The following is a 12535-nucleotide window of genomic DNA, read 5'->3' on the forward strand; positions in this document are numbered from 1 at the left end:
GGGCGGCGCTGCTGGTCATAGGTAGCTAGCCCATCGGGGCGGCCGGCGACGCAGCGAGCACGACGGCGTCCTCAAGGGCCTGGTTGGCGCCTTGCCCGAGGTTGGGTGTCATCGCGTGGGCGGCGTCACCGAGCAGGGCGACCGCGCCCTTCACGTACGTGGTGAGCGGCTGGTCCACACAGGTGAGATCGTCGCGCAGGACGGTGTTGGTCGCGGTGATCAGGGCCGGGATCGGATTGTGCCAGCCACCGAACCGGGCGCGGAGCCGGGCCTTGTCGTCGTCGGTCGGGTCGCCGGGGGCGGCGTTGATGGCGGCGAACCAGTAGATACGCCCGTCGACGAGCGGGACCATCCCGAACTCCGCGCCTCGGTCCCAGCTGATCGCAGCGACGAGGTCGCTGTCCCAGGTCGGCGTCACCCCGCGCCACGCGGTCACGCCGATGCGAACCGGGGCGGCGGCCTCCGGCCACAGCAGTCGGCGCACCGTGCTGTGGACACCGTCCGCGCCGATCACGAGGTCGGCGTGGGTCATGACCTGTCGGCCCTGGTGCTGATAGGCGACCTCGCCGTCTTCGGTGACCGCGACGACCTGGGCGCCGGTCACGACGACGCCATCGGGCAGGGCGCCGAGCAGGATCTCGTGCAGCGCGGCGCGGTGAACACCGATCGCGGACGTGCCCAGCGCACGTTCCAGCCCGCCAGCCTCGATGCGAGCCAGCCACCGCCCGTCCGATCTGCGGGTGCCCCCGGACACGTCGACACGCCCCTGTTCCCGTATGGCCGCGCCCAAGCCGAGCACCTCCAGGCAGCGCAACCCGTTCGCCTGCAGAACGAGACCCGCTCCGGCCGGACGGAAGGTGGCGGCACGTTCGAGCACCGTCACCTGCCAGCCCGTGCGACGCAGGCCGATGGCCGCGCTCAATCCCCCGATGCCGGCTCCCACCACTACCGCCGTTCGCACCATGACCCACTCCTTCTACAAATGTAGAAAGCGATACTACAGGCGTAGAAGGAGGTCGCCACCATGCCAACTGACCGGCTCGCGGCCCTGACCGACGCCGCGATCGACGTCCTGGCCGAGCTCGGCATGCGCGGCCTCACCCACCGCGCCGTAGACGCCCGCGCCGGACTGCCGCAGGGCACCACGTCGGCGTACTTCCGCACCCGCAAAACACTCATCGAGGCGGTGGTGCACCGCCTCGCCGACCTGGACCGAGCAGACCTGCAAGCCAACCGGCTGCCCGCCGGCGCAGACAGCCCGGCGGTCGGGATGGACGACATCGACGCGGTCGCCGCCGACATCGCAGCAGTACTGGACCGATGGATCAGCACAGCGCGCAACCGCACGCTCGCCCGCTACGCCTGCCTGCTGGAAGCCACACACCACCCAGAACTCCAGACGATCCTCGCCCACGGCGACGCGTCGCGTACGCAGGCCAGGCTGATGCTGGCGGCAGCCGGCGCTCGACACCCGGAGCAGGCCGGCAACCACCTTGTCGCCTGCATCGACGGCCTGCTATTCGACCGGCTGGCCGGCGCCGGCGCCCGAACCGCGCCACCAGCCGGAACAGCCGCCAACCGCGCCGACCTCGCCACCGCCGTCGCTACGCTGCTACGGGCGTTCGCAGGCACCGGCCCCAAGGGGCAGTAGCCCGGTGCCTGCCGCCAGCGGGTGCCGCCACTCCGGTCCACCGCGCCAGCCGGATAGTGCGTAATCAGATGCGTCGAGCTCCAACCGTCACCCGCCGAGGCCCGCCCGGGTCGAGGTCCGTGGCCGCTCGATGGGCCCGGCCAGGGGCCCAGGCAACGACCTCTCGCGCAACCCTGCTTCGTTGCCGAAGTCAGGTGACGGCGACCGCGAACGCCGCAGTGCTGCTCGGGACCGCTGGCGTGCTCGGGGCCGTGCCCGTCGTTTTGCTGATCGTCCTGCGTCGACGCCCGGCCCGCACGCACTGCCTCGCCGGCGGGGTCGAGTGCGGCCAGCCGGCGGCGGGCGGCGCGTTCGACGGACCGGCTTCGCGGTCACGTACGTGCACAACTCCGGCGCCTACAAGCTGTGATCTTTAGCGGCCTATGGCACTGAATCTTTGTCAGTAGCTGGCGTAACGTAGGGTGGCCGGGATTGGCCACCAGGGTGATCGGTGCGTAACGAGTACCACCCAGTGGGGGCGAGCCACTCGGCGTCCGGCTTCCGTGAGTGCGTCGCCCGGCCGCCAGGGGTGAACGCCTGCGTGGTTCGTGCCAAGCCCCGCCAGCGCAGGGGTCGCCGGCGACCGAGCCCGGGCCGCACCCGGGCAATGGACCGGGGATAATGCGTTGCCGGGGTGTGGAGCGCGCTGCCACGCCCGGGCGGGCCGTCGCTCGCATGCGAACCCGGGAAGGGATGAAGGTCGCAAAGGCGAAGGGTCGGCTGCGGGGTAAGCAGCCGAAGCTCAATGCCCGGCAGGAGGCGCACCTGGTGGCGCTGCACGCCGCCGGCGAGCACACCAGCGCGGAGCTGGCGGAGTTGTTCGGTGTCGCGCGGTCGACGGTGTATCGGGCGATCGAGCGGGCTGAGGCGGCGCGGACGGCTACTGCCTGACCGGGCGGTTGTCGGCGGCCGGGTCGTCGCCGGTGAGGTGCTGCTCCAGGCGGTTGAGCAGGTCGGTGCACTGCCGGACGGTGTCGAGGTCGTCGCCCAGGACGCCGGCGAGTTCGCGCGCCCAAGCGGTACGCAGCACGCGCAGGTTGGCTGCGGCGAGGTCGGTCGCACGTACGGCGACCCCCCGCCCGGTGGCCGCGGTGCGGGCGACCATGCCCTTGCTCTCCAGGGTGCGCAGAGCCGTGCTGACGTTCGTGCGCTGCAGCCGGGCGCGGCGGGCGATCTCGCTGGGGGCGGTGCCGGGATACAGGTCCACGATCCGCATGACCTGCCGTTCGGTCTCGGTCAGCGGCACCACCTCGGGTCCCTCGGGTGTGCGGGCGCGCACGAGCCGGCCGACGTTGAGGATCAGGTCGGCCAGCTCGGCCAGCGGCCCTCCGGCGTCGGCCGCGCTGTCGATGGCGTCGTGCGTGTCACGGGACATGGCATCACCCTAGCTGGTTATGGCATCATAATTATGTGACAATAACTCGCGGCATGAAGGACCGGCCGGAGCCCCTGCCAGCAGGCGGTGCTGCCCTGCCGACGTCTATGGGGCGCCGGGCGCGGCTGGCGCTCATCCTCGGCTCGCTGAGCGCGTTCGGCGCGCTCACGATCGACATGTATCTGCCCGCGATGCCGGGCATGGCGGATGAGCTGCGTACCAGCGCGCCGATGGTCCAGCTAACCCTGACGGTGTTCGTCGTCGGCCTCGCGGTCGGCCAGGTCATCGTCGGCCCGCTGTCGGACGCCTGGGGCCGGCGCCGGCCGCTGCTGATCGGCATAGCCCTGTATGTCGCGGGGTCGCTGTGGTGCGCGCTGGCGCCCACGGCGGGCTGGCTCATCGGGGGCCGGATCATGCAGTCGCTGGGCGCCGCGGCCGGTACCGTCCTGGCCCGCGCCGTCGTGCGGGACCTGTTCGACGGCACCGCCATGACCCGGTTCTTCTCCACCCTGATGGTGATCAACGGCGTGGCACCGATCGTGGCGCCCGTCATCGGCGGTCAGCTGCTGACCGTCGCCACCTGGCGGGCGGTGTTCCTCGTCCTGGCCGCCGTCGGCGCCGTGCTGATGCTCGCCGTCGCCGTCGCGCTGCCCGAGTCCCTGCCGGCCCGTGACCGCGCGCCCGCTCACGGGCACGCCTTCCGGACGCTCGTCACCGACCGGCAGTACCTGCGGTACGTGCTCGCGGCGGCGCTGATGTTCGCCGCCGTGTTCGCCTACATCTCCGGCTCGTCGTTCGTCCTGCAGGACACCTACGGACTGACCGCCCAGCAGTTCAGCCTCGTCTTCGGCCTCAACGGCCTGGGCATCGTGGTGTTCGGGCAGCTCGGCGGCCTGCTCGTCGGCCGCGTCACCACCGAGCACACCCTGCTGCGCATCAGCCTGGGCGTGGCCACCATCGGCGCCGCCGGCGTGCTGGCCAGTGCCGCCCTCGGCCTACCACTGCCGCTGCTGCTGGCCTGCCTGTTCACGGTGGTCTCCACGTTGGGCGTGGTGCTGGCCAATGCCACCTCCCTCGCCCTAGCCGGCCACGGCTCCGCCGCCGGGGCCGCCTCCTCCCTGCAAGGACTGCTGCAGTTCCTCGTCGGTGGCCTCGCCGCCTCCGCCATGAGCCTGCCCGGCCAGATCACCGCCACCGGCATGGCCATCACCATGTTGGTGTGCGCCGCCGCCTCCCTGGCCGTTCTCCACGCCCGCCGATGACGAATCCGCCTGCGCCTGGGCGCTGACCCGATCTCCCGCGCCCAACGCGAGATCACCGATCGGGCACGTCGCCGCGCAGGGCCAGCTGCTTGGTCATGTTGAGCTTGACCTCGCCGTACGGGGCGACGTGGGTCGTGCAAGCACGCCACCGACAGCTCCTGCTCGTCGCGGCGGTTAGTGGCGATGTCACCGCCCTTGCCGTAAAACAGCACCTGGTTGCCGCCGTTCCAGCCCTCGGCCACGTTCAGCCCGTCGTGGATCTCGCGTTGCGGGTCCTGGCCGCGTAGGTTTACCGGGCTAGGAAGACGGTCTTGACGGCGCGGCCGACCTCCAGCATCGCCTGGTACGTCGGGTGGGAGGCGGCGCGGGTGAATCGGCGTAGGATCGCCTCCGTCGGTCATATGATCACGCGGTGAACGTGGAGCGGGTCCGGGACGCGTACGCCTCAGTCGCAGACCGCTACATCGAACTGTTCGGCACCTGCCAGCAGGTAGCTGCCGACGACCTCGCCTTCATCGGACGACACCTGACGGTTCGGCCGGGCAGCGTGCTTGATGTGGGCTGCGGGCCTGGCCACCTCACCGGCCACCTTCGGTCGCTGGGTGTCGACGCGACGGGGATCGACCTGGTTCCCGAGTTCATCGCCCACGCGAGGACCGCCCATCCGTACGGCAGGTACCGCCTCGGGTCGATGCAGAGTCTGGACGTCGAGGACGGTTCCCTCGCCGGCGTCTTGGCCTGGTTCTCGCTGATCCACGTACCGCCCCCGGAGCTCGACGGTGCGCTCGCCGAGTTCCGGCGGGTGATGGCTCCCGCCGGCACGCTGGTGGTCGGCCTCTTCGACGGCGACGACGTCGCCGCCTTCGACCACAAGGTCGTGACGGCCTATCGCTGGCCGGTTGACGAGTTCTCCGAGCGGTTGGCGGGAGCCGGCTTCCGGGAGGTCGAGCGCCAGCATCGGCCCAGCGATGGCACCCACCGGCCGTACGCTGCGATCGCGGCGGTCCTGGGCGAACCGTGAGCCGAGAACGACAGCCGTGGAGCGCGGCCGCTGCTGCCGGCGGAACTGAGCCTCTTGCGGTCGACAAGCAGGTCCATGGCCTCGACGGTGACCGGGCCCAGGTGCCCGAGGAGCTGAGGGTGCCGTCCATCGCCACCAGCTTCAGATACGGGGCGATGTCGGGGCCCACGCCGAGAAAGCGCAGGGGCTCGACCCTTGGGGACAAATGGCAGTGGATCCGGCGCTAGGCCCTGACTGCCTGACCGCGTGATGACGACCCGGGTGCGGGCGCTCGGGTGCTGCCGGTGCGGATACGAGCATGCCGAACACCAGTTTGCCGTGCGCGCTCGGCGATCAGTACGGGGAGCCGTATCTGCCGAGCGGGGGATGTCAGGAGGTGAGGGGGGTCACCGTGGCGTCGGAGAGTCGCCAAGATGGTGGGCAGTGGCGTTAAGAACGCGCCAAGATCACCGATTGAGTGTGGTGGTCGGGTCTTGACTCCATGGTGTGTTGAACTGGTTGAAGCGTGTGCTGGTCGGGCGTCCGTTGCGCAGCGACCGGTTGGGCGAGACATTGCTGTCGAAGCGGCTGGCGTTGCCGATTTTCGCGTCGGATCCGTTGTCGTCGGTGGCATATGCCACGCAGGAGATCCTGCTGGTGCTGACGCTGGGTGGTTTGGCGTACCTGTTCCTGGCGCCGTGGGTGGGCCTGGCGGTGGTGGTGCTGCTGGCGGTGGTGGTGGCCTCGTACCGGCAGGTGGTTCGCGCCTACCCCAGCGGCGGCGGGTCGTACGAGGTGGCCTCGCGTAACCTCGGCCCGTCAGCCGGGTTGGTCGTGGCGGCGGCGCTGCTGGTGGACTACATCATGACGGTGGCGGTGTCGGTGGCCGCCGGCGTGGACAACGTCATCTCGGCGGTCCCGTCGTTGAATACCCACCGGGTTGCCATCTGTGTGGGGTTCGTCTTCGCATTGATGGCGATGAACCTGCGCGGGGTGCGAGAGTCGGGTAAGACGTTCGCCTGGCCGACGTACCTGTTCATCACCGGCGTGCTGGTCATGGTGGCCCTCGGGCTCGGCCGAGCAGTGGCCGGGCACGCGCCGGTGGCCGAGTCAGCCGGGTGGCAGGTGCGCCCGGAGCAGGTGGGGTTGACTGGGCTGGCCCTGGCCTTGTTGACGTTGCGGGCGTTCGCGTCGGGGTGTACCGCGTTGACCGGGGTGGAGGCGATCTCCAACGGGGTGCCGGCGTTCAAGCCGCCGAAGGCGGAGAACGCCGCGCGCACGATGCTGGCGATGGGCGTCGTGGCAATCACCCTGTTCGCCGGAATCACCGCGCTGGCGTTGATCGCGAAGGTACGGGTAGCCGAGCACACCTGCGACCTGATCGGCTTCCCGGGTAACTGTGCTACCGACCCGCAGCGCACGGTGATCGCTCAGCTGGCCGCAGCGGTGTTCGGCAACAACAGTTTCGGGTTCTTCGTCATTCAGGCCACCACGGCGCTGATCCTGATCCTGGCGGCCAATACGGCGTTCAACGGCTTCCCGCTGCTGGGGGCCATCCTGGCCCAGGACCGGTACCTGCCCCGGCAGCTGCACACCCGCGGCGACCGGTTGGCGTTCTCCAACGGCATCATCATCCTGGCGGCGATCGCCGCAGTGCTGATCTGGGTGTTCGACGGGTCGGTGACTCGGCTGATCCAGCTGTACATCCTCGGGGTGTTCACCTCGTTCACGCTGAGCCAGGCCGGCATGGTGCGGCACTGGAACCGCGCTCTGGCCGACGAGCAGGACCCGAAGGTGCGGCGGCGACTGCACCGCTCCCGGGTCATCAACGCGCTCGGCGGCGTGCTGACCGCGCTGGTGCTGGTCATCGTGCTGGCGACGAAGTTCACCCACGGCGCCTACCTGGTCGTCATCGCCGTGCCGGTGTTGTTCGCGCTGATGCGCGCGATCCACGGGCACTACGAGCGGGTGAGCGCCGAGCTGGAGCCCGAGCCCGGCGGGGTGGTCATGCCGGCCCGGGTGCACGCGGTGGTGCTGGTTTCGCGGGTGCACCGCCCGACCCTGCAGGCGCTGGCCTACGCGCAGGCGACCCGGCCGGACAGCTTGACCGCGGTCACCGTGAGCATCAACGCCGAGGAGGTGGCCCGGCTACAGCAGCAGTGGGCCGACCGGGACCTGAACGTGCCACTGACGATCTTGGACTCGCCGTACCGGGAGATCACCGATCCGGTGCTGGACTACGTCAACCGGCTGCGGGAGGAGGGCCCTCGGGATCTGGTGGTGGTCTACATCCCTGAGTACGTCGTGGGGCGGTGGTGGGAGCAGTTGCTGCACAACCAGAGTGCGTTGCGGCTCAAGGCGCGGCTGCTGTTTCAGCGCCGGGTCATGGTGGTCAGCGTGCCGTGGCAGCTCGAATCCAGCGTTCGCCGGCCCCGCCGCGAGCAGGTCAGGGGCGGGCGGCGGCCAGAAGATCGCAAGCCGGTGGCGGCCGGGCGACGCGAGTCGTAGCGGTGGATCGGGTAGAAATGCCCGACATGGGAACAGTTGCGCAGGGCGGGCCGGATTCGGTACGCCGGTCGTGGCGGCGCGCCGGCGTCGGCGTCATCGCGGCGGGCGCCGGGCTGGCCGCCACCACTGCGGCGCTGGTGCCGCTGCGCTCACAGGTGTCGCTGCCCAGCGTGGTCCTGCTGTACCTGATACCGGTGCTGCTCACCGCGGCGCTCGGCGGGTGGGTGCCCGCCGTGGCCGCCGCGGCGGGCGCCGATCTGCTGGTCAACTACTTCTTCATCCCCCCGTTTCGCACCTTCGCGGTCGAGGCCGGGGACAGCATCGTCGTCTTGGCTGTCTACGTCGGCGTTGCGGTGGCGGTCAGTCTCGCCGTCGACCTCGCCGCCCGGCACCGGGCCACCGCCGCCCGCCGTGACACCGAAGCCGCGTTGCTGGCCGTGGCCAGCAGCCAGCCCATCGAGCAGTCGCTGGCTCGCCTGCTCGAGGAGGTCCGCACCACCTACCGGATGACCACGGTCGCTCTGGCCGAGCAGGGACGTACCGTCGAACGGGTCGGCCCCTCGCCACACGGGCAGCCGGCGTTGTCGGTCGCCGCCGGCGGCGGGCTGCGCCTGCTCGGCTGGGGGCCGCAACTGTTCGCCGAGGACCGCCGCGCCCTGGCCCGCCTGGCCGCCGCCGCAGCCCGGGCCCTGCATACCCAGCGGCTGGCGGGGCAGGCTGCCCACGCCGAGGAACTCGCTCACATCGACCGGGTCCGCGCCGCGCTGCTCGGCGCGGTCGGTCACGACCTGCGCACCCCCCTCGCGGGCATCAAGGCCGCCGTGTCCAGCCTGCGCCAACCCGACGTCGACTTCACCGCACACGATCGAGCTGAACTGCTGGCCACCGTGGAGGAGTCCACCGACCGGCTCACCGCCGTGGTCGACAACCTCCTCGCGCTCAGCCGCCTGCAGGCCGGCGTGCTGTCCGTCGACAACCAGCCGACCGCCCTGGACGCGGTCGTGGCCCGCGCCGTGCTGGCCACCGACACCGGCGGTGTCGAGGTGCACGTGGACGTACCCGACGACCTGCCCCTGGCCCTGGCTGACCCGGGACTGCTGGAACGGGTGGTGGCGAACCTGCTGGCCAACGCCTGCGCCGCCACCCCACCCGGGCGTAGCGTGCAGATCCGTGGTCGCGCCGACGACCACCAGCTCCAACTCCAGGTTATCGACCACGGTCCGGGCATCGCCGTCGAGGACCGCGACCGGGTCTTCGCCCCGTTCCAACGCCTCGACGACCACAGCAGCACCGGCCTCGGCCTGGGACTCGCCATCGCCCGCGGCTTCACCGAGGCGCAAGGCGGCACGCTGACCCCCAGCGACACCCCGATCGGAGGATTGACCATGACCATCGTCCTGCCCGCAGCGGTAGCCGATCGATGACCCGCATCCTGCTCGTCGACGACGACGCCCCACTGCTGCGCGCGCTCCGGATCAACCTGACGGCCCGCCGATACGAGGTCACCACCGCCACCGACGGCACCACCGCCCTGACCCTGGCCGCCCGCACCCCACCCGACCTGGCCATCGTCGACCTCGGCCTACCCGACCTCGACGGTGTCACCGTCGTCGAGGGCCTGCGCGGCTGGACCCGCATACCGATCATCGTGCTCTCCGCCCGCGACACCGAGTCCGCCAAGGTCGACGCCCTCGACGCCGGCGCCGACGACTACATCACCAAACCCTTCGGCATGAACGAACTCCTCGCCCGTATCCGCGCCGCCCTACGCCGCGCCACCCCCGCCGACACCGGGCCCGCCGTCGTCGCCGTCGGCGACTTCACCATCGACCTGGCCGCGAAACGCCTAACCACCAGCACCGGCCACGACGTGCGACTCACCCCCACCGAATGGCACCTGCTGGAAATCCTCGCCCGGCACCCCGGCAAACTCGTCAGCCACCGCCAACTCCTGCACGAGGTGTGGGGACCCGCCTACGACACCGAGACCAACTACCTGCGCGTGCACTTCGCCAACCTGCGCCGCAAGATCGAACCTGACCCCACCCGGCCCCGTTACCTCGTCACCGAACCCGGCATCGGCTACCGCCTCACTCTTGGCTAACCATGCAGGGCCGCGGCAAGTAGTAGTGGCCGTGCACGTTGATGTGTTCGTCCTGGGCCGCACCGGGTTGACACGGCTGTCGGTGCGCGCTATCAAGGAGACAAGGACTTGAGTCAATCAGACTCAACTTGACGCCTTCGGCCAGGAGAACCGAGGAGAGATCACGATGCTGATGCGCACCGACCCGTTCCGTGAGATCGACCGGCTCGCCGAGCAGCTGCTCGGCACCAACTCCCGTCCCGCCGTGATGCACATGGACGCCTACCGTGACGGGGACTACTTCTACGCCGCGTTCGACTTGCCCGGGGTGGACCCGGACAGCATCGACTGCACCGTCGAGCGCAACGTGCTGACCGTCCGCGCGCAGCGCCGCCGCCCGACCGGGGACAACGTCGAGCTGGTCGCGGCGGAGCGCCCCATGGGCACGTTCAGCCGGCAGCTGTTCCTCAGCGACACCCTCGACACCGACAACCTTGAGGCTGGCTACGACAACGGGGTGCTGACCCTGCGCATCCCGGTGGCCGAGCGGGCCAAGCCCCGCCGGGTGGCCATCGCCACCGGCGGCAACGGTCGCCGGCAGATCGACGCCTGACCCGGCGCTCGGGTCGCGATCAGGGCGCCCCCGCCGGGTGGCGCCCTGATCCGACGTGCCGGCTGCGGCGACGCGCCCGCTGGCCGGCTGCACCGGGGGAGGAGACCGTCTCAGGCGGCGCCGGGGAAGATCATCGACTACGGGCACAACCAGTCGCGGCGGGTGCGCGCCGGCCGGGGCGCCGGGCGGGCGGAAACAGCACGGGCGCGCCTCACCGCCGATCCGCCCCCAGGCTGAGAGCCTTTCACACATGCTTCGTCCCGAGTTTCCGGTGCTGCCGCGTGGCGCGGCCCGCCCGGCCCTGCGCGGGGCCGGTCCGGGCGACTTCACCGAGGCGTGGCTGCGTAACCGGCGGTTGTCCGAGCACACCCGCGACGCGTACCGGCGGGACGTGGCGGGCTGGTTGGCCTGGTGCCGGGCACGGCAACTGGATCCGCTGCGGGCCAACTTCCTCGACGTCAACGCCTACGGCCGTGAGTTGGAGGCCACCCCGGCGGCGCGCAGCGGCCGGCCGTTGACCCCGGCGACCGTGGCCCGCAAGCTGTCGGCGCTGTCGAGCTGGTACGACTTCCTGGTAAAGCTACGGGCAATCGAGGCGAACCCGGTGACAGCCGCGGACCGGCCCCGTGTCGACCGGGACCACTCCTCGACGGTCGGGTTGACCCCGCAGGAGGTGGACGCGCTGCTGGCCGCCGCGCAGGCCGAGAGCGGCCCGACGGCGGCACGCAACCGGGCGGCGGTCGCGCTGCTGGCCGACCTGGGGCTGCGGGTGGGGGAGCTGGTGTCGCTGGACCTGGCGGACCTGGGCGCGGAGCGGGGGCACCGCAGCGTCCGGTTCGTCGGCAAGGGCGGCAAGCCAAGGCGGCGGGCGCTCACCCCGTCCACGGCGTACGCGGTGGACGCCTACCTGGCCGAGCGGGCGGCGGCGCAGGGGGTGGGGACACACCAACTGACCGGTCCGCTGCTGGTCACCGCAACCGGCGCGCGGCTGGACCGGCACTCGGTGTTCCGGCTGGTGCGGCGCCTGGCCCGCACGGCCGGCATCCCGGCATGGGCGAAGCTGTCGCCGCACTCGTTGCGGCACGCGTTCGCCACCACCGCCCGCGCGGAGGGGGTGCCGCTGGAGGACGTGCAGGACGCCATGGGGCACGCGGACCCGCGTACCACTCGCCGCTACGACCGGGACCGGCACAACCTGGACCGCGACCCGGCGTACGCGATCTGGGCGGCGCGGGCGCGGCGGCGGGCCTGACGCCCGCCGGGGCGTGCGGGTCAGCAGAGCAGGTCGAGATGGCGGTGGGCGTCGCCGGCGATGTCCTCGTGGCGCAGCCGCCGCCGCGCCCACAGCCCGGCCGCGACCTGCGCCTGCTCGTCGCCCCACGCGGCGTGCTCGACGAGCAGGGCACAGGCCAGCGCCGCCGCCATCCGCAAGGCCAGCCCCCGCGCCCCGGCGACCACCTCGACGGCGCGCGGGTCGGCGGTGACCTCGGCCAGGGCGGCGGTCAACTCCCCGGTGACGGCGGCGAGGGTGTCGGCCAGGTCGGCCGACAGCGGCCGGGCCAGGTCGACGGCGGCGGCGAGGCGACGCAGCAGGGGCCCGCCGGCGTCCTCACGGCTGACGGCGCGCAACACGTCCAGGGCGAGCACGTTGGTGGTGCCCTCCCAGATCGGCAGGACCTGCGCGTCGCGCAGCAGCCGGGGCACGCCGGTGTCCTCGACGTACCCCGCGCCGCCGAATGCCTCCACGTACTCGCTGGCGCAGGCCACCGCCAGCCGGCCGGTGGCGAGCTTCGCCAGCGGCGCGACCACCCGCAACTCGGCGGCGGCGTCCGGGTCTGCGCCCACCTCCACCCGGCCGAGCAGCGCGAACGCGTGCCCGGCGAGGACGAACGCGGCGGCGGTGTCCACGGCGAGGACGCCGAGGGTGGCCCGGTGCAGCGGGTTGTCGGCCAACCGCCCCCCGGCGGCGACGCGGGCGGCGGCGTAGGCGCGGGCGTAGGCCAG

At 71.5% G+C, this 12535-nt stretch carries 15 protein-coding genes and 1 pseudogene; 9 read left to right on the forward strand and 7 right to left on the reverse strand.

Annotated features, from left to right (window positions below; all coding sequences use genetic code 11):
* Positions 1–25: 25 nt before the first annotated feature.
* Positions 26–964 (reverse strand): FAD-dependent monooxygenase, encoded by a 939-nt coding sequence (locus tag MCAG_RS00440; protein WP_007071036.1) that lies wholly within the window; start codon positions 962–964, stop codon positions 26–28.
* A 60-nt stretch (positions 965–1024) separates the two neighbouring features.
* On the opposite strand from MCAG_RS00440, the gene MCAG_RS00445 reads away from it, so the two are divergent.
* On the forward strand, positions 1025–1651 hold the full coding sequence (locus MCAG_RS00445) for a TetR/AcrR family transcriptional regulator (protein WP_007071037.1): 627 nt from the start codon (positions 1025–1027) through the stop codon (positions 1649–1651).
* 714 nt (positions 1652–2365) lie between these two features.
* Positions 2366–2581 carry a helix-turn-helix domain-containing protein gene (locus MCAG_RS31665; protein ID WP_036371728.1) on the forward strand — a complete coding sequence of 72 codons (216 nt, stop codon included), beginning with the start codon at positions 2366–2368 and terminating at the stop codon, positions 2579–2581.
* Here MCAG_RS31665 and MCAG_RS00455 read toward each other — a convergent pair.
* Positions 2571–3065 (reverse strand): MarR family winged helix-turn-helix transcriptional regulator, encoded by a 495-nt coding sequence (locus tag MCAG_RS00455; protein WP_007071039.1) that lies wholly within the window; start codon positions 3063–3065, stop codon positions 2571–2573. The two genes, MCAG_RS31665 and MCAG_RS00455, sit on opposite strands and share 11 nt — an antisense overlap.
* Positions 3066–3100: 35 nt before the next feature.
* Between MCAG_RS00455 and MCAG_RS00460 the strand changes: the two genes are divergently transcribed.
* Entirely contained in the window at positions 3101–4327 is a 1227-nt protein-coding gene (locus MCAG_RS00460) for a multidrug effflux MFS transporter (protein WP_007071040.1), read from the forward strand.
* A 52-nt stretch (positions 4328–4379) separates the two neighbouring features.
* On the opposite strand, the gene MCAG_RS33145 is transcribed toward MCAG_RS00460, so the two are convergent.
* The 3 genes and pseudogenes from MCAG_RS33145 to MCAG_RS35535 all read right to left on the reverse strand — a co-directional run bounded on the left by MCAG_RS33145 (position 4380) and on the right by MCAG_RS35535 (position 4712).
* Positions 4380–4517 (reverse strand): hypothetical protein, encoded by a 138-nt coding sequence (locus tag MCAG_RS33145; RefSeq protein WP_198141453.1) that lies wholly within the window; start codon positions 4515–4517, stop codon positions 4380–4382.
* Between the two features lie 4 nt (positions 4518–4521).
* Positions 4522–4569: pseudogene (locus MCAG_RS35530) on the reverse strand (hypothetical protein); the annotation flags it as partial.
* Positions 4570–4616: 47 nt separating this feature from the next.
* Positions 4617–4712, reverse strand: coding sequence for a transposase (locus MCAG_RS35535; RefSeq protein ID WP_255349008.1), 96 nt, complete (start codon positions 4710–4712; stop codon positions 4617–4619).
* Between the two features lie 27 nt (positions 4713–4739).
* On the opposite strand from MCAG_RS35535, the gene MCAG_RS00470 reads away from it, so the two are divergent.
* Positions 4740–5348, forward strand: coding sequence for a class I SAM-dependent methyltransferase (locus MCAG_RS00470; protein WP_007071041.1), 609 nt, complete (start codon positions 4740–4742; stop codon positions 5346–5348).
* A 446-nt stretch (positions 5349–5794) separates the two neighbouring features.
* On the opposite strand, the gene MCAG_RS34185 is transcribed toward MCAG_RS00470, so the two are convergent.
* Positions 5795–5968 (reverse strand): hypothetical protein, encoded by a 174-nt coding sequence (locus MCAG_RS34185; protein WP_232290433.1) that lies wholly within the window; start codon positions 5966–5968, stop codon positions 5795–5797.
* On the opposite strand from MCAG_RS34185, the gene MCAG_RS00475 reads away from it, so the two are divergent.
* The 5 genes from MCAG_RS00475 (at position 5889) to MCAG_RS00495 (ending at position 11783) form a co-directional block, all read left to right on the forward strand.
* Entirely contained in the window at positions 5889–7835 is a 1947-nt protein-coding gene (locus MCAG_RS00475; protein WP_232290332.1) for an APC family permease, read from the forward strand. The genes MCAG_RS34185 and MCAG_RS00475 overlap by 80 nt on opposite strands.
* 26 nt (positions 7836–7861) lie before the next feature.
* A complete protein-coding gene (locus MCAG_RS00480) occupies positions 7862–9259 on the forward strand; it encodes an ATP-binding protein (RefSeq protein WP_083802390.1) in 1398 nt (465 codons plus the stop codon).
* Complete coding sequence (locus MCAG_RS00485) at positions 9256–9939, forward strand: response regulator (protein WP_007071044.1); 684 nt, start codon at positions 9256–9258, stop codon at positions 9937–9939. The genes MCAG_RS00480 and MCAG_RS00485 overlap by 4 nt, the downstream gene beginning before the upstream one ends.
* 166 nt (positions 9940–10105) lie before the next feature.
* Complete coding sequence (locus MCAG_RS00490) at positions 10106–10531, forward strand: Hsp20/alpha crystallin family protein (RefSeq protein ID WP_007071045.1); 426 nt, start codon at positions 10106–10108, stop codon at positions 10529–10531.
* A 250-nt stretch (positions 10532–10781) separates the two neighbouring features.
* Positions 10782–11783 (forward strand): tyrosine-type recombinase/integrase, encoded by a 1002-nt coding sequence (locus MCAG_RS00495; RefSeq protein ID WP_007071046.1) that lies wholly within the window; start codon positions 10782–10784, stop codon positions 11781–11783.
* Positions 11784–11803: 20 nt separating this feature from the next.
* On the opposite strand, the gene MCAG_RS00500 is transcribed toward MCAG_RS00495, so the two are convergent.
* The coding region (locus tag MCAG_RS00500) for an acyl-CoA dehydrogenase family protein (RefSeq protein WP_036371735.1) at positions 11804–12535 on the reverse strand (732 nt) is incomplete at its 5' end.

This window comes from Micromonospora sp. ATCC 39149, from assembly GCF_000158815.1.
GTDB lineage: Bacteria > Actinomycetota > Actinomycetes > Mycobacteriales > Micromonosporaceae > Micromonospora.

Excerpts from the sequence above, each read along its gene's own strand:
- MCAG_RS00445 (WP_007071037.1), top strand. The coding sequence starts at position 1,025 with ATGCCAACTGACCGGCTCGCGGCCCTGACCGACGCCGCGATCGACGTC.
- MCAG_RS00490 (WP_007071045.1), top strand. The coding sequence starts at position 10,106 with ATGCTGATGCGCACCGACCCGTTCCGTGAGATCGACCGGCTCGCCGAG.
- MCAG_RS00495 (WP_007071046.1), top strand. The coding sequence starts at position 10,782 with ATGCTTCGTCCCGAGTTTCCGGTGCTGCCGCGTGGCGCGGCCCGCCCG.
- MCAG_RS00485 (WP_007071044.1), top strand. The coding sequence starts at position 9,256 with ATGACCCGCATCCTGCTCGTCGACGACGACGCCCCACTGCTGCGCGCG.
- MCAG_RS00480 (WP_083802390.1), top strand. The coding sequence starts at position 7,862 with ATGGGAACAGTTGCGCAGGGCGGGCCGGATTCGGTACGCCGGTCGTGG.
- MCAG_RS31665 (WP_036371728.1), top strand. The coding sequence starts at position 2,366 with ATGCGAACCCGGGAAGGGATGAAGGTCGCAAAGGCGAAGGGTCGGCTG.
- MCAG_RS00440 (WP_007071036.1), bottom strand. The coding sequence starts at position 964 with ATGGTGCGAACGGCGGTAGTGGTGGGAGCCGGCATCGGGGGATTGAGC.
- MCAG_RS00455 (WP_007071039.1), bottom strand. The coding sequence starts at position 3,065 with ATGTCCCGTGACACGCACGACGCCATCGACAGCGCGGCCGACGCCGGA.